The 23,956-nt window shown below is 32.7% G+C and carries 24 protein-coding genes; 15 read left to right on the top strand and 9 right to left on the bottom strand.

Annotation, left to right across the window (positions count from 1 at the left end; genetic code table 11):
* Window positions 1-668 precede the first annotated feature (668 nt).
* Window positions 669-1,148 carry a lipocalin-like domain-containing protein gene (locus AVL50_RS30985; protein ID WP_062621677.1) on the top strand — a complete coding sequence of 160 codons (480 nt, stop codon included), beginning with the start codon at window positions 669-671 and terminating at the stop codon, window positions 1,146-1,148.
* A 137-nt stretch (window positions 1,149-1,285) separates the two neighbouring features.
* Here the strand turns inward: AVL50_RS30985 and AVL50_RS30980 are convergent, their stop codons facing one another.
* Window positions 1,286-1,624, bottom strand: a complete 339-nt coding sequence (locus AVL50_RS30980) for a hypothetical protein (protein ID WP_062621675.1) — start codon at window positions 1,622-1,624, stop codon at window positions 1,286-1,288.
* 164 nt (window positions 1,625-1,788) lie between these two features.
* On the bottom strand, window positions 1,789-2,475 hold the full coding sequence (locus tag AVL50_RS30975) for a hypothetical protein (RefSeq protein ID WP_062621673.1): 687 nt from the start codon (window positions 2,473-2,475) through the stop codon (window positions 1,789-1,791).
* A 622-nt stretch (window positions 2,476-3,097) separates the two neighbouring features.
* Between AVL50_RS30975 and AVL50_RS30970 the strand changes: the two genes are divergently transcribed.
* The 5 genes from AVL50_RS30970 (at window position 3,098) to AVL50_RS30950 (ending at window position 7,298) form a co-directional block, all read left to right on the top strand.
* Window positions 3,098-4,510: a hypothetical protein gene (locus tag AVL50_RS30970; RefSeq protein ID WP_157491729.1), complete on the top strand. Its 1,413-nt coding sequence runs from the start codon at window positions 3,098-3,100 to the stop codon at window positions 4,508-4,510.
* Window positions 4,511-4,642: 132 nt separating this feature from the next.
* Window positions 4,643-5,122 carry a GtrA family protein gene (locus AVL50_RS30965; RefSeq protein ID WP_062621669.1) on the top strand — a complete coding sequence of 160 codons (480 nt, stop codon included), beginning with the start codon at window positions 4,643-4,645 and terminating at the stop codon, window positions 5,120-5,122.
* Window positions 5,123-5,262: 140 nt separating this feature from the next.
* Complete coding sequence (locus AVL50_RS30960) at window positions 5,263-5,829, top strand: hypothetical protein (RefSeq protein WP_062621660.1); 567 nt, start codon at window positions 5,263-5,265, stop codon at window positions 5,827-5,829.
* A 137-nt stretch (window positions 5,830-5,966) separates the two neighbouring features.
* On the top strand, window positions 5,967-6,227 hold the full coding sequence (locus tag AVL50_RS30955) for a hypothetical protein (protein WP_062621659.1): 261 nt from the start codon (window positions 5,967-5,969) through the stop codon (window positions 6,225-6,227).
* An 87-nt stretch (window positions 6,228-6,314) separates the two neighbouring features.
* Window positions 6,315-7,298, top strand: coding sequence for a hypothetical protein (locus AVL50_RS30950; RefSeq protein WP_157491727.1), 984 nt, complete (start codon window positions 6,315-6,317; stop codon window positions 7,296-7,298).
* Window positions 7,299-7,337: 39 nt separating this feature from the next.
* Here the strand turns inward: AVL50_RS30950 and AVL50_RS30945 are convergent, their stop codons facing one another.
* A complete protein-coding gene (locus AVL50_RS30945) occupies window positions 7,338-8,534 on the bottom strand; it encodes a multidrug effflux MFS transporter (RefSeq protein WP_172826957.1) in 1,197 nt (398 codons plus the stop codon).
* Window positions 8,535-8,987: 453 nt separating this feature from the next.
* Between AVL50_RS30945 and AVL50_RS30940 the strand changes: the two genes are divergently transcribed.
* The 5 genes from AVL50_RS30940 to AVL50_RS30920 all read left to right on the top strand — a co-directional run bounded on the left by AVL50_RS30940 (window position 8,988) and on the right by AVL50_RS30920 (window position 14,505).
* A complete protein-coding gene (locus AVL50_RS30940; protein WP_062621655.1) occupies window positions 8,988-9,386 on the top strand; it encodes a hypothetical protein in 399 nt (132 codons plus the stop codon).
* 239 nt (window positions 9,387-9,625) lie between these two features.
* Window positions 9,626-10,321 carry a DUF2490 domain-containing protein gene (locus AVL50_RS30935; protein WP_062621654.1) on the top strand — a complete coding sequence of 232 codons (696 nt, stop codon included), beginning with the start codon at window positions 9,626-9,628 and terminating at the stop codon, window positions 10,319-10,321.
* 141 nt (window positions 10,322-10,462) lie between these two features.
* A complete protein-coding gene (locus AVL50_RS33205; protein ID WP_157491723.1) occupies window positions 10,463-10,618 on the top strand; it encodes a hypothetical protein in 156 nt (51 codons plus the stop codon).
* A 663-nt stretch (window positions 10,619-11,281) separates the two neighbouring features.
* Window positions 11,282-12,418, top strand: a complete 1,137-nt coding sequence (locus tag AVL50_RS30925; protein ID WP_062621652.1) for an acyltransferase — start codon at window positions 11,282-11,284, stop codon at window positions 12,416-12,418.
* Between the two features lie 206 nt (window positions 12,419-12,624).
* A complete protein-coding gene (locus AVL50_RS30920; RefSeq protein ID WP_082796085.1) occupies window positions 12,625-14,505 on the top strand; it encodes a sulfatase-like hydrolase/transferase in 1,881 nt (626 codons plus the stop codon).
* Between the two features lie 135 nt (window positions 14,506-14,640).
* Here the strand turns inward: AVL50_RS30920 and AVL50_RS30915 are convergent, their stop codons facing one another.
* Both AVL50_RS30915 and AVL50_RS30910 read right to left on the bottom strand, forming a co-directional pair.
* A complete protein-coding gene (locus AVL50_RS30915) occupies window positions 14,641-15,567 on the bottom strand; it encodes a DUF5996 family protein (RefSeq protein ID WP_062621651.1) in 927 nt (308 codons plus the stop codon).
* A gap of 72 nt (window positions 15,568-15,639) precedes the next feature.
* The gene (locus AVL50_RS30910; RefSeq protein ID WP_062621650.1) at window positions 15,640-17,208 is read right to left on the bottom strand and encodes a kelch repeat-containing protein; all 1,569 of its coding nucleotides are present in this window, start codon (window positions 17,206-17,208) and stop codon (window positions 15,640-15,642) included.
* Window positions 17,209-17,401: 193 nt separating this feature from the next.
* Between AVL50_RS30910 and AVL50_RS30905 the strand changes: the two genes are divergently transcribed.
* Complete coding sequence (locus AVL50_RS30905) at window positions 17,402-17,836, top strand: DUF1801 domain-containing protein (protein WP_062621649.1); 435 nt, start codon at window positions 17,402-17,404, stop codon at window positions 17,834-17,836.
* Between the two features lie 105 nt (window positions 17,837-17,941).
* Window positions 17,942-18,343 carry a hypothetical protein gene (locus AVL50_RS30900; protein WP_062621647.1) on the top strand — a complete coding sequence of 134 codons (402 nt, stop codon included), beginning with the start codon at window positions 17,942-17,944 and terminating at the stop codon, window positions 18,341-18,343.
* A gap of 76 nt (window positions 18,344-18,419) precedes the next feature.
* On the opposite strand, the gene AVL50_RS30895 is transcribed toward AVL50_RS30900, so the two are convergent.
* Window positions 18,420-19,052 carry a hypothetical protein gene (locus tag AVL50_RS30895; protein WP_062621641.1) on the bottom strand — a complete coding sequence of 211 codons (633 nt, stop codon included), beginning with the start codon at window positions 19,050-19,052 and terminating at the stop codon, window positions 18,420-18,422.
* Between the two features lie 196 nt (window positions 19,053-19,248).
* Between AVL50_RS30895 and AVL50_RS30890 the strand changes: the two genes are divergently transcribed.
* On the top strand, window positions 19,249-20,721 hold the full coding sequence (locus AVL50_RS30890) for a T9SS type A sorting domain-containing protein (protein WP_062621640.1): 1,473 nt from the start codon (window positions 19,249-19,251) through the stop codon (window positions 20,719-20,721).
* A 93-nt stretch (window positions 20,722-20,814) separates the two neighbouring features.
* On the opposite strand, the gene AVL50_RS30885 is transcribed toward AVL50_RS30890, so the two are convergent.
* Window positions 20,815-21,273: an RNA methyltransferase gene (locus AVL50_RS30885; RefSeq protein ID WP_062621639.1), complete on the bottom strand. Its 459-nt coding sequence runs from the start codon at window positions 21,271-21,273 to the stop codon at window positions 20,815-20,817.
* Window positions 21,274-21,477: 204 nt separating this feature from the next.
* On the opposite strand from AVL50_RS30885, the gene AVL50_RS30880 reads away from it, so the two are divergent.
* Window positions 21,478-22,158 (top strand): hypothetical protein, encoded by a 681-nt coding sequence (locus tag AVL50_RS30880; RefSeq protein WP_062621637.1) that lies wholly within the window; start codon window positions 21,478-21,480, stop codon window positions 22,156-22,158.
* Window positions 22,159-22,222: 64 nt separating this feature from the next.
* Here AVL50_RS30880 and AVL50_RS30875 read toward each other — a convergent pair whose 3' ends face one another.
* Window positions 22,223-22,681 (bottom strand): hypothetical protein, encoded by a 459-nt coding sequence (locus tag AVL50_RS30875; RefSeq protein ID WP_062621635.1) that lies wholly within the window; start codon window positions 22,679-22,681, stop codon window positions 22,223-22,225.
* A gap of 415 nt (window positions 22,682-23,096) precedes the next feature.
* A complete protein-coding gene (locus tag AVL50_RS30870) occupies window positions 23,097-23,771 on the bottom strand; it encodes an NAD(P)H-binding protein (protein WP_062621633.1) in 675 nt (224 codons plus the stop codon).
* Window positions 23,772-23,956 lie beyond the last annotated feature (185 nt).

The raw sequence follows: 23,956 nt of genomic DNA, 5'->3' as shown, positions 1-23,956 counted from the left end.
TTACTCTTTAAAGAAAGAATGGTTGTAAAAAATTTTATTGCAGTCTTAGCTCAAAAATGAAATGATTTATTGCTCATTTTTTTAAAACCCTTTTTCAAAAAAGTTCCATATACTACTATGAATTCAATATTTTCATCTAATTCTAGAATTAAATTTTATAATTAACCCATTAATACAATTTTAGAGCAGTATAATTCTATTTAAAAACGACTTACATTTTTTTTACACATAAAACACGGATTTTAAGTAATTTAAACCGGTTGCGATGCTGTTTTTGTCAAAATTTATTCTAACTTTGATCATTATCAACCTTAATAACCTACACCAACATGAGAACGTCGTTAGCTATTAGCGAGAGTACCCTGAAGTGGGGCTCTAAGAATCTATTTGGCCAAAAAAAAGAGGCCGAAACAACACAAGAAAAAGATAATAAAAGTAAACGTCCTATTTCGGAAAAGAAATAATACTCACTTAACTTACTTTACTATCGCAACCTGAAACAACTTATTACTTAACAAAAGAGAGACACTCGTCTCTCTTTTTTTGCTTTTTATCGTTTCTATTACACTTATTAGTCCTTATGAACGTTAAAAACTGTTGTTGGTCGAAATTTTAATGACTTTAAACAAACTTTAATGACATTTGTAGTGTGACCAAAGCAAATAATCATGAGAACGATATACTTACTTTTCCTTACCCTAGTTGTTACATCATGCATAGATGTTCATCAAGACCCCAACATTCAAGGAACTTGGGAACTGATATCAGCAACAACTATCAAAGAGGATACAGTGATGAAACAAGACTTAAGTGAAAGAAGAATGATCAAGATAATTAACCGGGATCATTTTGCTTTTCTGAATCATGATAAACATAAGGGCACAGAGGATTCATTGGCACATTTTGTAGCAGGAGGTGGTACATATTCTCTCAACGGTAATCAATACAAAGAGCAATTGGAATATTGTAATTTCAGAGAGTGGGAAGGGAATAATTTCATTTTTAAGGTAACCTTATTAAAAGACACACTCATTCAAGAAGGAAAAGAAGAGATTAAGGAATTGAATGTAAGCCATAAAATCATAGAAAAATATGTAAGGGTAAAAAACAGCCGAAAAGCCAATGTTTATGCCTTGCCACTGATGTAAAAGAAGAGATTAAGTTAAAAATAGATTATAGATTCATATTCATTTCATTACATTATTAATTAAAAATTAGCGGTAGACAATGATGGAAAACCACCCTTCTTAAGAGGATGGTTTTTTTGTGTTTAAAAATGATTAAACTAAGAATTTATTAATTCAAATTCATCATTTTTATAAGCCATATCAATGCATATTTTCAAACTGATCAACTGTTCTTCTCCATCAATATTTTCTCTTTTCTGATAAAAAGTAAAAAGTTGAGGTTGTTTACCAATCAGTTCTTCCACTTTTACAAATGCCGAAGCTGGACTTTCTTTCACCCGCATTTTTAGGCGCTCATCAAAAATTTCTACTCTTGTGTTGGGGTATTCCATAAATAAGGTAGCTTTTGAAGGAACTATATCATTAGAATGCTCTGAAAAAATAAGTTCGCCCGTAACAGGACAATGAAACTTGGTAGGAATATGGTTAATTTCCATAGTAAATGAAGTTTGGTATAGTAATGAGTAATAGCATAAGTAACCATCTATCAAATAATTACTTACTTTGACCTCAGACTCTATTATTGAATCTGACGCCAAAGATATGTAATACAAATCAAATATTTTAATATTCGCTTTTTTCCCCGCTTTTTGAAGAACATTTAATCGTTGAAGATAAAGAAACCCAAACCCATTGGATCTCTCAAGATGACATTATCAACAATTCCTTTATTGTTGAAATAGGTAATCTCTTCTGTAATAGGCACTTTTTTATCTCTAATTTTCTGAATAACCTCTTCGTTATCTTTCCCATTGAAATAGGTAAGAGAAGGATTAAAAAATTGATGAGGACAATTTAAAGCTTGCATAATACTTAGTATAAAACCTCCCCTGTTCACCATAGTCAACCATCCTTGATCTACACTTCCCATTTGTAATTCAAACCCCAGTTCTGTCCAGAATTGAATGGAATGATCCAAATTTAAGCTTTCAAGACTTAACCCCGCATAATTTCCTAAAATAGATGATGGTTCAGAGTTGGATAGAAAATCTTTTCCTCTTCCTTTATAAATATAAACCCAAACTCCACAAGGTGAGGACAATATGAAACCCTCTTCGATTTCAATTACATCAAATTCATTTTTTACAGTTTCGATTTGTTCCACCAACGTGTCTGAATAAATGACTATTCCCTTTCTCATGAATTGTTTATTGGTCAGACTTATTTGTATTACACCATCATTTGCAATTAATAAATCTTCGTATTCATGAATTTGAAAATTTAGTTTTTCATAAAACAATTTTGTCTGTTCTAACGAGGTAAAAGTTGTTTGAATTAATGTCTTCATACACCAAAAATAAAAGATTCTTTGATAATAAGTACAAATTCAAAATTAACTATGATTTATTTTTGATTTAGTACTTAGGGCAATTAAGGTAATAGTTTAGATAAACATGTCCACAAAAAAAAGCTCTTCCTAATTCAATATTAGAAAAGAGCTTTATCAAAATTTATTTCAAATTCTTATGTTCTGCTTCAATTAAAGCGTAATATATGAATGGACTCCCATTACAATTACACCTAAAATTAGTGATAAATAAGCGGTGTCAATAATATCACCAATTGTTAAACTTGACAATTTAGTATTGTCCTTAATTTGCTGGTTTCTTAATTCTTTCATGATAATAATTTTTTGAGATCACATTTTTAAGTCACAGGTCATTTATAAGACGCTTGAACTTCAAGATATGTTGATTTTTCACTCACAACAAATGTTAATTAATTGACTTTTAACTATTTAACTTTATTATATAAAAGATTTTAATACTAGAAAGTAAAAGTAACTCAGGTGTTTTTGAAATGGTGAATTGAATAATTATAAGATAGTTTATTCACTATCAACAAAATAATTGACTAATTATACCATACAAAGTAATTTAGGTACTTTACCCATTTACAAATAATCAATAATGAAAAAGTACTATTTTTTATTATTTACTTTCATGATGTTGGCCTGTGATGAGGAACCTACTTTTCAAATTCAGGAAGTAACCATTAACATTGAGCCTAATTTTAAAATTGAAGAAGTAGATCCGTTTTATAGAAAAATTACCTTCATCAACCTTACGGATACTATCAATGCTCCAGCCACAATTTCACTAAGGTGGATTTGGGGAGATGGCAAATTCACTAAAAACCCTGATTTAGATACATTATCACATATTTACCCTCAGGGAGATTCCACTTTCTATATCACATTACAGTTGCTGAGAGCCAAGGATAACGAGTTGGTGGCAGAAAAAAAAGACAGTCTCACTTTTGTGGATTTTCCAATTGAAGAACCTTATTCCATTACATTAGATTCTCCTGAAGTTTATGCTTGGGAAGGGGCTGTATCATGGGTAAATGACGACTCTAGCAAAATGGTAAAGAACACCTACCTAACCCTTGCTCTTGATGAAAACTTTGAAAATATTGTAGATATACACCGAGGACACCTATCTAACGCGAATCCGAAGGAAAGTAATAAAATAGGAAACATCAATTCTTTTCATTTCAAACACCTGCAATCCAATACACAATACTTTGGTCGGCTTAGCTTCGAAAAGGACAAAGGCCTTTCAACTGAAAGAACTTTTCAGTTTACAACAAATACAATCACTCCTCCTCTTCTTGAATTGAATACCTCTCAGGAAGGTGGTTTTTTATATGTTGTAAATTCCAAGGGTAATAGTGTAGAAAAGCTACCTCAAAATGTAAGTAAACTTGTTTTGAACATCAACCACAAACTCAACCTTATTTATCAGAAAGGAGACACTTTAGTATATGCCAAGCCTTTTTATCAAGATGTGTCTTTCAAAAGTTATGAAGAAACTAAAAACAGAAGTAACAATGAGAGAAGCGATAGTGTAACTGTTGAGTATATCTCAGAACAAAAAAATATGTATTTCACAAAAAGTGAAAATTTATTCTCTGGAGAAGAGAATAACATTGGTGCCAGAGTTTATACTTACCAAAACCTATACAGATTGTTTATCGGTGATCTCACTTCTGCTCCTACTTTTGATAAAAATGGTATTCATATCACACTCGGAAATGTAATTCCTAGAAAAAACACCTATTTCTACCTGAACTCTAACAATACTAAATTGGTGCATAATGATATAAAAGGTGAAATTGGTTTATTTGGTGGTATGGAAATTTCCTCCTACAGGCTTTTCATTTTTGAGGTGGAAAATGATACAATCTATGCAGGGATTAATAATTTGGTCAACAATAATGAGGCAAAATTTAAACTCAACTTCAAAGACCCTAGCATTGATTCAACTTTTGAGGCTTCCATTGATCAATTACTGTTTCATACACTCCCATTAAATGAGTAAAATTTTAGTTTCAGAAGTAGGTAGATGACCCAAAATCCAAAAAAATATTAATAAATAGCATAAGATAATGATGTTTGTGTTGTTATAACATTTCTGTGATATATTTGTTTTCCGGCTTTTATAAAAACAAATATGCAAAACACGATCATTCAGGTAATAGACTTTTTTCACCGTCCCTTTGAAAAGTTTATTCCCATCAAAACATTTAGATATGCTGCAATTGGAGGAGGAAATATGGTTCTCGACCTGTTACTGTATTATCTTATTTTCCATTATGTGCTGGATCAGAAAAATGTTGATTTTGGTCTTTTTGTCATGAGTTCTCACATTGCCGCCTTGTTTATGGTTTATCCCATCACTTTAACTTCTGGCTTTTTCTTGCAGAAATATGTGACTTTTCAGGATTCCAATTTAAAAGGATGGGTACAATTTTTCAGGTATTTTCAAGTAAGCATCGGTTCCATTTTCATTAACTATATTTTGATGAAAGTATTTGTAGATATGATGCACTTCTATCCCACTCCATCTAAATTACTGACCACTGTAGTCGCTGTAATTTTTGCTTACATCTCCCAACATTTTTATACTTTCAAAACTACAAAAGCCGAATAACACCCTTTTCAACTGCCTACTCAATCTGACGAAATGCTAACGAACAGAATTAATGTAAAACTAAACCTTGCACTTATTTAAAATTCAATGGTGATATTTTTTAGTATTGGATATAAGTAAGTGAAAACAATAATACTACAATGAAAAATATCTTTACAATTCTACTTATCTTCTTTAGCGTTTCATTTGCCAATGCACAACTTGTAATTGTGGTACAGGCAGTTGCCTCTACCATTAAGGCTCCTAACCAATTGGACAATGTTACCTTTTTTCATAACGGTGACTCCACTATAGTTCCGATGACCAAGCTGAAGAAGCAGAAAGTTTCTGAATTTGATAGCGTAAAAGTAAATACATTGCTTTCAGCCAAAAAAGTACAAAAAGTATATGGTGAAGAGATTCAAATCTCAAACGTACCGGAAAATGCTTTGTATTATGAGCATACTAAGAAATATAGAAATGCGAGGATGTCAACTATGTTTGCGGTTTCTTCTTGGACTTTGGTATTGCTCAATCCTTACTTTCTAGTAGTGGCTCCTCTGCCTACCACTCAAGCTATTTTTAGAGATAAGGAAGTAGACAAAGCGTATGTGATGAGCGGCAAAGAATGGAGAACATTTAAGAAGGAATATAAAGACTACAGAAAATCATTTAGGGGTAAAAATATGGAGGAAGATAAGGCACCTGAAATGTATGTATCTAAATAATTGATTAATTATAAAAAAAAGGTACACATTCTGAAAAATATTAGTAAATAAGTAATATTTACACCATATTGATAATCTATTTAAAATCAACACATTAATCAATTGTATAACCCTTAAACGATACTTATTTTACTCTCATGGAAGTTTTATTTAACTCAAAAAGTTATAACCTTAAATTCGATCACACTACAGATCTAAACTCCAACCGTCAATATATTGCCTCAACTAACGGTGATATTCTATCTAGGTTATCACTCTTTAAGTACGATGTCGGTGAACCATTGCCAGAAGGTGGTAGAATCTCACATATCCTCTCTTTTGATGAGATGGGGCAACTAGTTCAGGTGGAACTGGACAAACTTCCTAAGAGGCGCCGAAAGAAAAAAGATGAAGAATAAACATTCATTGTTTTATAGATATAACACAGCACTTTTATTTGGATTTTAAAGGTGCTGTGTTTTTTTTGTGTGAAAAACAAAGACAATTTGAAAGTAGCATTAATTAAAAGAAAGGAACTAAACACAAAACTTTGGGATGATTGTATTGATACATCACCTCAATCACTTCTGTTTGCCTACTCATGGTACCTTGACCTTGTAACTCAAGATTGGTGGGGAGCCGTTATTGAACATGATAATCAATATGTATGGGTAATGCCTTTTCCTATTGATAAGAAAATCAATTTTAAGTTTATAAGAATGCCATTGTTCACTCCTGAATTAGGTTACTTTTCCACTTTACCTGAACCTTCCTTTTTTCTTAAAGATGCCTTGAAACTTATCAAAGAGAAAGTACCCTATTGTATTGATTATATCGGGAATTCCTCTGGAAAATACCCAGATTTTCAGTGGGGTGAAGATTTAAGCATCAATTTATCAAATGGATATGAGCACATTATTTCAAAATTTTCTAAAACGAAACGAAAAAATGTGAGACAATCCATGAAAAGGAATAATACACCCATCATGGATCAGAACATTGATGGTTTTCTTCAATTGCTAAGAAGGTTTACCTTACCCAAAATAGGGATCACCAACGATCAGCAAATCAGTATAATGCTAGAAGAGTTGCTGACTGTTTTAATCAAAAAGAAACGGCTAAGGATTTATTCAATCTATGGAGAAAACCAAGAAATAGAAGCTTCTTCCATTTTTGTTCAACATAATTCAAGATGGCAATATTTTTTGAATACTGCTGATACCTATGAAAAAAATAAGCATGGCAGATTATTGATTTTCAATCAATTTTTAAAGGAAGAAAGCGAAAAACCTTTGTTTCTGCATCTTGGAGCGTATATTCAAACTCCTCAATCCACTGAAACTTATGAACAAGAGGTCAGAAAACATTTCGAACAACTGACACAAGAAAGAGTTCAAATTCCGTATACCTATTGGAATCATCTACCTTGGTATATTAATATTCCACATCAGGTGAAGAAATTCATTTTCAAAAATTTAATAAACAAGTAAAATATTACATACTCTCAATATCACCAATAGTATGTAATATTACACTGAAACTAACTTACTTTTATTGGCTCTCTTTTTCAGAGATAAATAGGTAAAAATACCAAATGCTGAACATGTAATCATCACTCCTAAAATAGGATATAGAGTGCCATTGTTTAATAAACTTGCGATTGCTCCAGCTACTGCACCAATAATAATTCCCACTACTCTCATCTGAGAATTGGCAATTCCTGCAAAATGCTTTTCAAATTTCTCTAAAGCTATAGAAGTTGCATTTCCAGAAATAAGGCCTAATGTAGAGACATGCAATGTGATCAATGGTACAGTGTTATAGAGAGTTGGTGTAAACACTGTAACTACCGCCAATAGCACAACTAAGGATGTAAAATGTATGGTCAAACCAACGTTCATTAATCGTTCTGGACCATGTTTTTTTACCAATACAGAATTGATTTTATTCATGATGATTAATGAAAATCCATTGACTCCAAATAAGATGGCAAACTGTTGTTCACCTAACCCAAAATATTCCTGGAAAATAAAGGGAGCCGATGTAAGGTAAGTATACAATGCTCCAGAAGGTATAGCCATTGCTGACATGTACGCTAAGGCAGGAACATTTTGGTATACTTTTTTGATGCCTTGCAGGAAATTATGTTCCTTTTTACGAGGCTCCATTTTTTCTTCCAATCCAAATATTAAGAAGATCAAAACCGTCAACCCGTATAGTGCAATGAAGATAAAAATGGCCTTCCAAGTAGAAATAGTCAATAAAAACGCACCGATTGAAGGGGCTACCAATGGAGCACCCATAGCAATCATTGCCACCATAGACATGATGCTTGCCGCTTCCTTTCCCTGAAAATTATCCCTTACGATGGCGGCCACAGATACACCCACAAATCCGGCTCCTATAGCTTGAATAAATCGCATCAGATAAAACACTTCCAATTGATTGACCAATACCAAAATTAAGCTGGCTATCATTGAAATTCCCAAGCCTCTACTCACCACCCATTTACGACCTTTGATGTCTGAGATGTAGCCCCCATATAATTGGCCAATACCAAATCCAAAAAAGAATAAGGACACATTGATTTCTACCTGAGAAAATGTCACTCCAAGATCTTTGGCAATTCTACCAAAAGCAGGAAGGCAAGTGTCAATATTAAAAGGTCCAATCATGGAGAGGGAGCCTAACAATAGGATGAGTTGAAAGTGTTTGTTATTTTTCATGAAATGAGTTGTTTGCTCGCAATTTCGTGGCATTTAAATTACCATCAAAACTTCTTCGTCACTTGTTTGACAACATTCGGATAAATTTACAGATGTACAACCAACACTTTTTCAAGTATTTACACCGAAAACGTGAACAATTCGTATTAAATAAAAATTCCTAAATATCTGATAATTACAAGAATAGATTCTAATATTCCTATTTATAATTATTTATGGATATAAGTTTTTTGAATTAATATCTTATTTTTCTTACAAAATTTATCATTTACACCAATAATTAAACATACATTCATTTATCTAAGCGTAAATAATTCTGTTAAATGAAAATTCAAATTGTATTTTTAGAAGAATCTGTTTGAGTAAAGTTTGATAATTTTGTGACATTTATAAAAGCTACCTTCTTTTCGCCTAACTTTAAACATATTAAACGTCATACTATTTCCCACTACTATGGATTATAATATTTCAACAAACACTTACTTAGTGAGACTAACATTAGAAGGTACCCCACAAATTGATTCGCTGGTTCAAGCACTGAATGAATGTTCAAGCTTTGTAAATCAAAATCACCACAATTTACTTTTTATTGATGGCTCACAATTAGCTTGTCCGTTTGATATAACAGACAAGTACAGTATCATAACAAAACTTGGAGAGTTAGGTTTCTCTAGAAAAACTCAAATTGTAGTTGTAACATCCTCTTCTCATTTCGAAAGGAACACTTTGGAAACCATGGGATACAATAGAGGCTGGAGTATCAACACTTTTAAGAAACTTCACGAAGCCAAAGACTGGATTGATGCTTATATTGATATTAATAATGTAGAAAATCAGATGAAAGTTTGCTAAAAACAAAAAATGCTGGACCAATTTTGATTGAACACTAACTAAAATCAAGATAAGATTACTTATAACAACATTCCAATCACAAGTTTATAGATTTCTCTTTAAACACCTTTATATTACATATTAAGGTTTGAAAAGCCATGTTTATGATTAATTAACGCAGTTAATCAGTTGAATAATTAATATAGAAGAATATTATTACTAATTTTGTTTTATATCAATCATTTATTCAATAACCAAACATGACAAAAACTTTATGTCATATTTTACTAGGTTTCTTTATTGTTGTCATTGCTACCAGTAAATCGTTTGCACAAGATGATTTCTTATGGCTTCATTATTTTAACCGCTATAAACTATCTTACAAGTTTTCAATTGATTCTGATGTAGGTTACCGTTCATATTTTCCCGAGGGGGAAAGATGGCAAGGAAGGAGCGGTCTTCGTTACGACATCAATGATAACTTCTATGTAAGAGGTGGTGTCATGTTTGTGGGTGGAAGTGTTGCAAGGTTTGAGTTTAGACCTTATCAAGATTTTGTGATCAATTCCCGGGTAAGTTTTCTAACCATTACCCAAAGAGTAAGATTTGAACAACAGATGTTTTTTGATGGAACAGATACCCGGTTTAGATTGAGGTATAATCCATCAGTCAAATTCTCTACTTTTCTTGGGTATTGTACTTTGGGGGTTGAACCATTTTTTGTGCTCAATAATCCCAATAGCAGGGTGGCAAGTAACCGTATGTATGTTGGCCTAACCAGGAAAGCATACAAAAACGTTTTTGTGACTCTTCAGTACATCAATGAAAGAAGTTATACGAAAGAAGAATCATCATTTATTAATGAATCCAATATTATAAGGCTGAAGGTTTCTCATACGATTAAGCCACTTCGTACAGGTCCTTTATTTGGAAGAAAGAAGCAAGGTCTTAATTAATTTAAAGATAGAGAAATGAATGAGATAGACTCAATTTTAATTTTCTGTAAATAGATCGTAACAGCAATAACATATTGCACACAGAAGCGTAAAATAGGTTGTATTTCAATTTATTCTAAAACTCTTTAATACTTAATTACTATGGATGATTTCTTATCATTTGACCTCGACAACGATTTATTACTAGATGAAGAAGAAGCTACTTTTGAAGGGCTAGATGAAATGGATGAATCGGATTGGGAAGATCAGATCAACTCAATCGAAAAATTTGAATTAGATATTGATGAAGATATTTAAATCTTAGAGCATACAGTATGTTAGAAACATAATGCTGTATAAAATAACTTAAAGGTTGTTGCATAATGGATGTGACAACCTTTTCTTTTTCAAAAGTATTTTTTTATTATCATTAATTAACGTAAATTTGACACATAATAATTTTAACACATAAACAATTGAACAGTCTTAGGATTGTTTAAGCACATATCAGTTTTAACCATTACTTTTCCTTAAACTTAAAACAACAACAACATGAAAGACTTCAGAGAAAAAACAACAGAGCAACATCAAGTGTATAATGAAAGAAAGCGTTATACAGAAATTCAAGTAGCTATCTCAAAACTAAACGAATCCAAAGAGAAAAAAGCTTAAGTACTTAGCCAAGGTTCACACAAAACTTATTCATGATCCTTTCTCTGTATCCAAATTCTTAAAAGCATTGAAAAGTTTTATATTCCTCTGCTTTTTTGCAATCAATGATCTTAGAATAATCCATGAATTTGTATTACAATTTTCTTGACTTTGTACTAAAAATGAAGAAAGAGTAGTGTTTTTTGAAGCATTACTCTTTTTTTGATCCATTCACTAAAAAAAACTAACCACTCACTCAATTCTCCCTCCTAATCAGATTAAAAATTTCTATTTTTGGTAACATTGCATTTTTTAAATAGGAAATTTAACATGGGCAAACAATATATATCTTCACTAACTGCTCTCAGAGGGATAGCAGCCATCTGGATCGTCTTTTTTCATATAGATGTGTGCACCTATTACAGAGATTTAGGAAGTGTTATTTCTAGAGAATCCTCCGGTATTCTTTCCAAAGGTTATTTATGGGTTGACTTTTTCTTTATACTTAGCGGTTTTATAATTTATCATATCTACGGTGCAACTTTTAAGGATGGACTTAATCTTACAAAAGTGAAAAGTTTTGTCTGGAATAGATTTGCTAAAATATATCCTCTCCATATCATCACTCTTCTCTTACTGATAGGTGCTTCTGAACTTTTTGGCCATTACTACCCATGGTTGATTGATGACAGCTGGAAAGATTACTTCTCTTATGATGCTCTTCCTAGTCAGATTTTCATGTTCAACGCCATGGATAGCTACCATTTTTTATCTTGGAACATGCCTTCGTGGTCAATTGGAGCAGAATGGTGGACCTATATATTATCGATCTTGTTTCTTGGTTTTATGAGCCGACAGAAATTAGCCTCTGTAATTATTACTTCAATTCTTGCTTTTTCAGGGTTATGTGCACTTGTGTATTTACACCCCAATCATAATTTAGATATCACTTGGGATTATGGTTTTGTTAGATGCTTGTTTCAGTTTATTCTTGGTGTTAATCTTTATTACTTTTATTCTAAAAAAACGGGATACAAATTCCTCTCAAGAGATAATTCATTCTGGGTGCTTTTCATCTTGATTCCTATTGGTTTTCATAATAAATTTCATGACCTCTTTTTTGTTCCAATTTTCGTTCTTCTTATCCTTGCGGCGGCTTATAATAGAGGTAAAGTGAGAGACCTTTTAGAGTTTCCTATTGTAAAAGTAGTAGGAGAAATTTCCTATTCCATTTATATGATGCATACGTTTGTGTTCTTTTTCTTCTGGTTTGTTTTACCGCATTGGAAAGAATTCTTGCATATCGAATACTTCACTCCAATAGAGCATTTCAGTATATTCAGTTCATTTACTGTTATGACAATTTTACTTGCTATACCTGCAAATATTTATATCGAATTGAAATTAAAAAGGTGGCTTACAAATACTCCGAAAAAGGAAGAAGAACAGATTCCAATTGAATACTAAATACATTGTTATAAGTTATGAAAGGTTCAAGCTTTGAATAAGGGGGGAGATTTTTATTAAAAGTAAGGGACCAAAAGTGTAGTTGCCTTTTTTTCATTTCACTAAAACCAAATCATTATTCTTTTTCACTGAAATTTACAAGTGCAAATATTTATAAAATAGATACCCAAAAAAATAATGGTATCAGTGACTACAATTTTAACGAAATGAAAAAGAATTACAGACTATTCATTGCAGTCTTTGCTGTGGTGTTTCTATCTGCAGTATTGGGCTTTGATTTTCCTGAAACTAATCCCCCTAAAAAAAGCAGGCCTAACATCCTCTGGATCATTACCGACGACCACCGCCCAGATGCTTTAGAATGCTATAATGAAGCAGTTTATGGTCAAAAGGAAAGTCCATTGGGATACGTCTCTTCTCCAAACATCAACAAATTGGCAAGTGAAGGTGTTTTGTTTACCAATGCTTTTTGTAATGCACCCGTTTGTGGCCCTTCAAGGGGTTCAATGGTTACAGGTCGTTATCCATTTAGGACGGGGCATTATGCTTTTGAGCAAACACATCAAAATCCTGACTTTATTGAACCTTCTGTTCCTCAAATTTTGACGAAAACAGGTTATCAAACGGCTCAATTTGGAAAGTCTGGGGAGTACATTTATAGATGGGGCCCTGGTCAAGGTTTTTACAGTGCTGGCCATTATGAATATGGTGTACACTTTAAACACGACCTACAAAAAAATAATCAAGGTGACTTATGGGGACATACTCCATTTGGTAAAGTAAATAACAAAGTGGTTAACCTGGGTAAGCAAGAACACGTGAAACGTCCTAATGGAGAGGTAGAAAGTTACTTCATAAAGAAAAACCATGGGGAAATCAGTCCTGAAGACCTTGCTACTAAAAAACGTATTGAAAAGGAATTTGAAATTCTTCGTTCCTATACTCGAGGCTCCAACAAAAGTCTGATTATTGGTGGGGAAAACCCTATGCCAGCAGATCAAACGATAGATGCCATAATTGTAGATGAGTTTTCGGCTTACTTGAAAAACCAAGGGAAAGAGTTTACAACTTCATGGGGTAAAAAAGCCAAAGGTGCGAATGCCAACAAACCTCAAATGATCAACTTATCCTTCCACTTGCCCCATACTCCTATTCTACCCCCCAAAAAACAACGCGATATTTTTAAGAAAAAGAAATACAAAGTACCTGAATTTGAGAAAATTGAGTATGATAAAATGCCTCCTCAATTGCAAAAAATGCATAATCAGATGAATATGACGAAAATGACCAAAAAGGAAATTCAACAAACTATTCAAGATTACTATGCATTCTGTGCTCATGGTGATGAACTCATTGGTAAAGCAGTTGAAACGTTTAAAAACTATTGTGAAAAGAATAATCAAGAATATTTGATTGTATTTACGGTGGGTGATCACGGTTGGCATTTGGGTGAACAAGGAATTGAAGCCAAATTCACCGGATGGAAACAATCTACAAATGGAGCCATGCTTGTGGTTTCCTCTGATAAATCAATAGTACCAGCAGGGTTGGTTAAAAATCAGTTGATTGAGTATGTAGATATTGCACCAACTCTTCTTTCTGCTTCAGGGGAAGACATTAGTGCGAATAAATATGATTATTTGGATGGTATAAAGTTGCAAGACTTTATTCAATCTGATCAAGAAAGAAGAGACTACACTTTAGGAGAAACAAAAGTGGTGGTGGGACATAGAGCCTATTTAAGATCTAATGATTTTGCTTTTTCTATGCGTACTCGACCTTCTAATAACTCATTTGCCAATAAAAATATTAAATGGGCATTGAACTGTCCTGTAGAGAAAGCGGAACTAGCCCTGTATGACTTAAGAGTAGATCCGTTGGAACGTAATAATGTAGCGGATACAGAAGAATACAAAGAACTTGCTCAATGGTTCCGAGAGAAATTAGGAAACATTGTATTGGGTGACCGAAGAGTAGAATGTGATTGGTCCAAAGCAAATTCTTTTGCTATTAGCAACTTTGCCGAGGGTGCAGATGATAAGAAGCTGGATATTCCTCAAAATCTTATCCCACAACCTCATGAATAAAGTCAAGGTCTGTTTTTCAGTAATTTGTTATGATGATATTGTGTAAGTTGTATAGCATTATAATTTTCTATTAAAGTGATAGTTGTTGGCACGTAATACACTGCGTATCAACAACTATCATGTTATTCATTTCCATTACTTATCCTTTCTTTCCAAGCTATTCCTATCCCAATTAGATGTATTGGCGGCCGCTTCATAAGTGGACTGCAAAAAAGATAAAATCATACTATCGGGATCGGATGATTGCTGAACGTCTTCATATTTCAAGAAAAATTCTCCCATTTCTTTACTATAAAATGCTTGTCCTGGTTGGACAGGTTGTGTACCAAAATTGGGAGCTACTGGGTAAGCGTAGGCATAAAAAGAAGGCACTGGAAAATCTTCAGATCCTAACCAAAATCCCGCACTACTCACTTCTTTTGAGTAAGCTTCTTGCATCACCTCCAAAGGCATATTTGGCATTCCACCTTGATGCAATGGTGCATCATTTCCTGAAAAACGAGTCACTGCCAAATCAAAAGCTCCCCAAAACAAATGGACAGGGCTACACTTGCCTATATAATCACTTCTGAATTGCTGAAACAAACAATTGACCTTCAACAAGGATTGCCAAATTTTTTGGGCCTGTTCAGGTTCGTAGGTTTGATTTGTTGTATTTTCTTTAAAAGGAATAGCAGGTTCCATTTCATTTGGGCTACCATGGATTGTAACTTCAACATCAATGTTTTTCAGTTTTTCAAAAACCTCCTTGTAAAAGTCTGCTACAGTCCTATTCCTCAAAGGAATAATTTGGGTTGTTTTATGGGTTGAACTGATCAATAATTGATGTTTTTCGAAATCGAAATCAATTTGAAAAAAACGGCCATGATAGGGGATTCCTTGTGTTGTAAACCCCGTGGGAGAAATGTATAAAGTGACATGCCAAGAGTGGTTTTGCCAGGGCATTGTCTTCAATCTGATTTTACCAACAATTTGAATCCATTGATGCAACGTAGCCAAAGTGTCTTTCATTTCTTGGAAATTCAACACAGGCCATTGAGAAGTAGTGTTTTCTTGGGGCATTTTTATCTAACTTAAGTAAGTGTTGTTTTACTTAAGTTAGATAAAATTATAAATAATATGAAAGAAAAAACCTTATTTAAATGATTGTAAATCAATTTTTTGAACAGTTTTCACTGGAGCACTTGTAGGGGATGTATTTCCTCCAAAAATATATAGAGCATCATTAAGAATTGCGGAACCTGCATGCCTTCTTCCAACAAAATCTTTATTGGTATATTGGGTTAAAACTCGATTTTCTGGATCAAAACAACCTAAATAATTCAATTCTTCGTAATCTCCCACAATCCAGATTTTACCTTCATAAACACTAGTTGAAACCGCACTGAGAGAATAAGGTAATTCCGCTTCCAATTCCCATTCGTTATTTTTGACATCAAACTTATAAATACTATTTAATGGCTGTTTATTATAACCACCAAATGTATAAATAGTGTTTCCTAACACATTGGCTCTTGCTTCAAAATTATGGGGCATGTCTTTATAAGTAGTCCATTGATGTGTTTCCGTATTAAATGATTTCATTTCTGACGAGTAAGCCAAAGTTGCCCTTTCCTCCTCATAATTTCGCCCTCCCATATAAAAAATTTCATTTCCAACCACTACAGATCCGGCGTATGATTTCAACGTTTCTGTAGTTTGCACTACCTCTGAAGTTTTTGATTTTAGATCATAAATGACCATGGGTGTATTTTTATCACTAGGTCCATTTTTTGAAGAAGTTCCATTATGATTGAAGATATAGAGCTTATCATTCACATAGTTGGCATTGATGAAACATGGTAGAAATGATTTATTCCATTCAAAATCGTAATGATAAACTTGATTTCCGTCGTATGCTTCAATCCAATTTTCATATTGCCCAATCCCAAAAACCTGATAAGCCATGGAAGGAGAAAATGTAAAACCCATTCCAAACCTTGAAGTAAAAGAAGTAGTTACCTCACTAACATCAATGGACGAAGTGTGAAATATATAGTCATCAATAATGATTCTCTCTATCTGTTCCTCCATCTCATTATGTCTAGTCACATAATAGTCATTGAAATACCTTTTAAGTTGTTTCGATATAAAGAAAGATACAGGTTTTTCATTCAATTCGTATTTCACTTCCAAATCAACCTCTTCCAAAGAGGTATAGATTGTATCTTCCGTTGTAAATGAAATTGGTTCTAAATCACCATGAAAAACAAATTCCAAATCTTTGACATATTTATTGATCATAGCTGTGGAAGATATTTTAAGGCGTTTATTTAAATGTTTGTGGCCAACTTCAATAGTAGCTAAAATTGTATGTTCAGGGTCATGAACATATACTTTTTCTTCACCAAATAAAAGAGGTTTTTTACTAAAAGAAGTGTTCATTCCATTACCTGCTTGCAATCTGTAGTTGCCTAATTCCTTAATATCGAAAATGGCAGTTGTCCCCACTTCTACAGTGGTACTATCTACCAATTGACCTGAGGTATTGAAAAGAAATAATAAAAGGTCTTCTTCCGAATTAGTCAAATCAATGATATTGACATGCATTTTTATACCCTCAATTTTCGGTTCCTCTTTTGATAATTCTTCCTCATTGGTATCCGAATTACAAGAAGATAAAAGGAGAAAGAAGCCTATAAAAGCATAGAATAGAAGTTTCATTGTTGTTTTAGATTAAAGTTAGATTGCTTATTAGAAATGGTTTTCAGACTAATAAAGTTTGCTTTTGATTTTAAATTAATACGCTTATCAATTAATACATCGGAAAGATAATAAATTGTTCCTAAATTAGGAGATGTTTCAATCACCTCTTCGCATTAAATTAATATTCTAACTATTAAATCATACATAAAAAATGTCTTATACATCTGACAAACTCCAACCCAACCAAGAAGTCCTTGAAATCTTTGACAATTACCCTGATTTTGTAAAAGACAAAATGCAAAACCTAAGGTCATTAGTCATTGAAACAGCCCATGAAATGGAAAATATTGATAGACTAGAGGAAACTTTAAAATGGGGTGAACCAAGCTATACTACTAAACAAGGAAGTACTTTAAGAATGGACTGGAAAGAGAAAAATCCGGATCAATATGCCATTTACTTTCAATGTACTAGCAGGCTGGTTGAAACTTTTAAGTCGGTTTTTGGAAATAGATTTGAGTATGAAGGTAAAAGAGCAATCATTTTCGATTTGAATCAGGAAATCCCTGTTACCGAATTAAAGTTATGCATTAAAGCTACACTTCAGTATCATAAGGTAAAAGACTTGGTTACTTTGGGAATTTGATTCAACACGTTATAAATATTTTTTTTACAAAATCTTAAAGTTGTTTTCTAAGATAATGACTTACTGATATAATTTTGAGACTGTGGTAAACAGAGAGTATAGAATATGCCGAATGTAAAATTTAAAGAAAGCGAAAAGGTTAAAAATCACCTGATATTAAAATTTGAAGGAGTATGTGGCCATGGATCAATGGGAAATCAAGATGTTGACTTTATTATTGAAAAATCAAAAGAAATCCTTCTTCAAGATAAATCTTTTCAAAGCATATTATTTGATTTTAGAGCGTTGAGATACACTTTTGGCAATCGTTTTTCACAGCTATTTATACCTCACAATTTCAAGAATAACAAACAGGTTTATATTAGACTTATACCAAATGAAAAAGATGTTGAACATTGGCAATCATTGATAAAGGAATGTACTTCTCTGTCTGAAACAATGATGATTCAAAAGGATATTAAAAGTGCTATCTATTCTGTAAACAAGCAAATGAATACGAAACACTAAAGTCTTATTTTTACGTTCATAAAAAAACACAAGCAGTTCATTCTACTTGTGTTTTTGGTATTGCATCGGTGGTGAATTAATAGGCTGCTTTTTTCTTTTTTTCTTTAGCCTTTTTAATGGCAGCAAAACCTTGAGAAAGACCTATTATAAAGAACACTTTTATCATCACACCACCACCAGCAGAAGGTGCATTTCCTTGACCGATTTCATAAATTAAGAAAACCAAGTCTAATACAATAATAGCTATGATTGCACCCAATGAAATCAGGGACTTTTTCTTCACTCCAAAACCTAAACCAATGATGATCAAACCAATAACCATACTCCCCCAGCCTTGACCTAATTCTTGAAGAGGTTGAACTTGAAAGAATTCGGCTATCAAACCGGCTACTACACTGATGCCACCAATCACCATACCTAATTGACCTGTGTCTTTTGTGATTACCTCAGGGTCTGTAGGTGATCCAGGGACAACTTCTCCATTTAGTAAAAGCTCCAATCTAGGAAACACTCCTCCAGTAAGTTTTACACTCAAAGTTCTTGAATAATCTAATGAAAACTCACCACCTTTCTTGAGTTCTTTTTGGTTTTTAAAATTCCCCAATTCTTTCATGTTATATTTTACAGTGGTGTTTTTAAAAGAGAAACCGTATTCAATTTCAATCATTTCGGTTTTCTCTTCATTGAGATAAAACGTTTTTGTCTGCATCGTTTGATTATATTTTTAGTTTGCTTAAAAAATGATTTCAAAGGCGAAGATATTAGTATACGTTGTTAAGAACAAAAAAGAGTATTATTATTTAATTGATATAGGTGTCCAAACCTGTATTTGCAATCATTAAGCAATACAAGAAGTGAGATTTTTAAAGTAAGGATATAAGCATCTAGAACTTAAATGCACAATCATGAATTACTTCAAAAATTTCATTTCATTTCTTATAACGACGCTAAGTCTGTGGTCTTCTATCGCCTTCGGACAAGACTGGCCAACGGTTATCATTCAGGGAGATATTAATGAGAAAACTTCTTATACCAACTCAAATGTTATTATCAATGGGGAAACTCTTACAGTAAATGCTGACTTGGAATTAACTGACTGTAAGGTGACAATTAATACTTCCAATATACTTGGGAAAAAGAAGATAAAAATACATAACGAAGTACTGTATGAGGTAGTGTTTACAAGTGATGTGATTTCTATTTCAGCTACTTTAGAAATAAAAAATGCCAACACAGTGATACTTTCATCACAGTTGAATACCCAAAATCATTCACATCTAAAATTTGAAAATGGCAGTTTAGTTTGCCACAACAGTACATGGAACCTTGATGGACATGTCGATTTTCAAGCACATAATTCATTTATTGATTCACTATCTGTAGCTATGAATAATGTTGCAATTAATGAGTTGAGTAATCAAATCCATTATAAAAAGGATGTCTCTTGGCAATTCGAAGGAGGATGTATTTCACCCTATCAAAAAGAACAAGTCAATGAAATGGGAAATGATGAAAGACCTGAGGGTTACACAGATTGTCACCTGCTTTCTGACTCCTTAAACTATTTTGTAGGAGAGTTGAAACTTGGTCTCAAAACCAATTTAGAATGGAGTATGTTTTCTGAGGAAAACATTGATTCTTATTCTATTTATACCTCCAACGATCGTAATAATTGGACATTGATCACTCAAATTGAAGCAACAAATCCAGAAACGCCTGCTCCTGTCAGTTATACTTATTCTGATTTACAAACTAGAAATGGATTGGTGTATTTTAAATTATCTTCCTTCAGCAATGGTACTGAGATAGAACTAGATACACTCAGTATTGTATATAACGAAGACTTACCCGTAGAAATGATTTATTTTGAATCGGAGGTTTTTGAAGAGGGCATTAGTCTTTTTTGGGCCACGGCCACTGAAGTCAACAGTTCACATTTTGAAGTTGAATATTCTACCAATAACAGCGACTGGATAAAAATAGCTGAGGTGCAATCGGCTGGAAACAGTAATGCAACCATCGAATATCAATATGATGACATCCTTAGATATGGCAGTACTTATTACCGTTTAAAACAAGTAGATTTGGATGGAAAGTATGAATATTTTGGTCCTACTTCTGTGTATGTTCAAGAGCAAAATGAAGCTGAAGTTGTCGTTTTTCCAGTTCCGCAATCTGCAGGTATGGATATCAATATACAAATCAACAACGATACACCTTATGACTTATTTATCTTTAATCATATTGGACAATTAGTTTACCAAAACACAGATTTACAACATACTACTACACTTTCTACTCCTTGGGGGAGAGGCGTGTTTATTGTCCATATCATACAAGGGAAAAATAAGTTAATAAAGAAATTTCAATTGAATTAGGTGAGTGTATTCTTTATTCCCCATGAACTAGCATAGTTTTGATTTAGCTCAAAGCAAATGCTAGTTCATATTTTTATTAAGAAAGTGAATACATTAACACCTCTCCTTTCCTCTTTGTCTATCATACATTACAATACTTCCAGCAACTGAGACATTCAAACTTTTAGGAGTATCAAATTTCACTAAGAAGTGGCTTTTTTCCATGGCTTGTTTTGATAAGCCATGATCTTCTGCTCCCAGTAAATACACACATCTTCTTGGATGATGAAAAGTTTCTAAATCTTCAGACTCATCGGCAAGTTCAACACCTACTATTCGAGTTCCTACAGGAATATTTTTAAGGAAATCATCAAAAGTATCATAATGATAATAAGGGATGGACTTTACTGCATTATGTGTATCACAAGCTTGTTTGGCATATCGGTTTCCAATGGTAAAAATAAAACTGGCACCAAAGTTTTGTGCTGATCTCCACAGTACTCCTAAATTTTCTGGTGTTTTACCATTTTGAATACCAATTCCGAAGTATTCATTTTCAAAATTTAAATTCATGGAAGCAAGTTAAGCAGCTGTACGTTAATTCTCGTTGCCGTAATGGAGTATTTCATCCAAGGACATTAATTTGTTATGTTTATTTATAAATTCACTATTCAAATATTAACAGCATTTGCATGATGATTCTTTTCGTCCTTCATTATTTTAGAGAAAAATTTAAACCCTCTTTTAGTCAAAAAACTGAACTCAACCAACAAAAATATGGCATTTGAATTAAAAAATACAGTTCCTTGGGGAAGGACCTTAGAAGAATATCAAAGTCTATTCAATCTGACAGCAACAGACCTAAAGAAAAAAATCATCAGCTTTGGTGACAGTCCAGCAAGTTTTAATGCAGAAATGACTGCTCACGGAAATACTGTGACTTCTATTGATCCAATCTATCAATTTTCTAAGGATGCAATTGAAAATCATATTCAGGAAACAAAGGATGTTGTGATGCAACAGATCAGAGCAAACCAAGACAATTTTGTATGGTCTTCTATTGCCAGCCCAGACGAATTAGAAAAAATCAGAATGGGTGCCATGGCTGATTTTGTTGAAGATTTTGAAACAGGAAAAAGTCAGAATAGATATATCCATCATGAACTGCCCAACCCTTTAGATTTCAAAGATCAAAGTTTTGACTTAGGGTTAAGTTCACATTTCCTGTTGCTCTACTCCCAGCTCGGTTTAGAATTTCATATACAATCTATTAGTGAAATGCTTAGGTTGTGCAAAGAAGTGAGACTATTTCCATTATTGAACCTTGATGCAGAAACATCTGAAGTACTCGAGGGCATAACTCAGCACTTCCAGTCTGAATATCATATTCAAATTATAAATGTTGAGTATGAGTTTCAAAAAGGAGGCAATCAAATGATGGTAATACGCAAAAAATAACACAGTTGTAAGAATAGTTATCGAAGCACAAAGCCTCCTCAATAATTAAACTGAGGAGGTTTCTTTAAGCACTAATAGGATGATATTCTTCACCCAATTTAGAAGTCAATAAGATTTTTTCTAAATCTTCTAAGTCCTTCCAATTTCTTGAGGACAATTTAAATTTTTTCTTCTTATGGTATTCTCCTGATTTGTAACACCTTAAGATAAGTGAATAATAAGTTCTACTAACTTTTACATCTTCAATTTGATAATATCGACTGTACGATAGAAATAAAAAGTTCGTTTTAAAAACAAGATTTCCATCTTCGATAGTGATCTGTTTCAAGTAGATATGTCTTTTTCTAAGATTGAATAAGAAAAAAATAGAACCACCTGTAATACAAATTAATAGATATGTTACCAAAGAACTAAATACTAGTTTGAGACCAATAATTCCAATGATGTTCATACCAGCCAGAAATGAACATACGATGTCTACATTTTTAATATCATGGTCTCTATTCCGTTTGAAAGTTTCCATAAAATGTTCGTTTGTTTTGTGAAATGAAATTAGCTTCGCGAGAAAAAAGTCGGTTCAAAAAAAAATGATTTTGATGTTAGTGCAATCAAATTTTAGTAATCACAGATAAACTAGAATGTTTGTATTTACAAAATTAAAAAAATAAAATTTAAAATATTAAAATTCTACAATTAATAATCCTAATAGTAACATTTTATTAACTTTTATATAAGAATTATAAGTTTTATAGTGTGTTTTTTCAAGAAAATTAGAAGGTTTTAAACGTTCAATTAAGTCAGTTTTGACATTATACTTCAGAGAAATAGTAGTTTATGTTAAGAATGGAGCCTTCTTTTTTTGATAAAATGGTTTTTCAATCACCTTGCATTTTGATAACGAGTGTTAATTTTTGTATGATTTAATTAACTGTTGAGTCTTAATCCTGCAACCTCAAAAAGTCATCATAAAGCAAGTACTCAATTCCCGTTCCTTCTTCAGAAATATTATTGGCAATGGATTTCCCTAATTTTTCAACTGTAATACCTCTATATTTTCGAAGTCCATTCTGGAACACAGGATCTAGTTTTGGCCATACTTTGAGTGTAATAGCTTGAGTGATGCCATATCTATTTTTGGGAGTTAAAATCATGGAAGGCTGATAGATACATAATCGATCAAAATTCAGTTTGACCAGCTCATCAATCAGTTCTCCTTTTGCTCTTAAATAGTAGTTGTAAGAAGAACTATTTGTGCCAACTGAAGCAAGAAGATGAAATTGTTTTACACCCTTTTCCTTACATACTTTGGCAAAATTAAGTACCGCTGTTTTATCAATTTTAATGAAATCTTGTTTTGAAATTTTGGAAGGTTCTCCAACCCCTAATGTACAAATTGCGGTATCAAAATCCGTGATCAAATTTGAATAAGATGATGGAGTATGAATATCAATTACCTGCTGATCTAAGAATGATGGGGGTTGCGAGGACTCCACTGATCTTCTTCCTAAAGTCAATAATTTTGAAAGATTATTTTTGGTCAACAAATGGTGAAAAGCCACAGAACCCACAGCTCCTGTTGCTCCAAAAAATACTACCGAAAGTTTATTTTGCATCGATATTTGAATTTAAATTGGTCTCGTAATTTACAAATATATCTTTAGCTTCTTTATATGAAAAATTAATCTGTTAAACCTTATAATAAGTACAAATTCAAAATTATCTAATACTAATTCTATTTATTGTTTTGCGATTACTGCCTTCAAAAAACTTTCAATAGAATCACTATTAATACGTTTTT

Source organism: Flammeovirga sp. SJP92, from assembly GCF_001583495.1.
Lineage (GTDB): Bacteria > Bacteroidota > Bacteroidia > Cytophagales > Flammeovirgaceae > Flammeovirga.
This window is presented reverse-complemented; position numbering and strand designations above follow the sequence as displayed.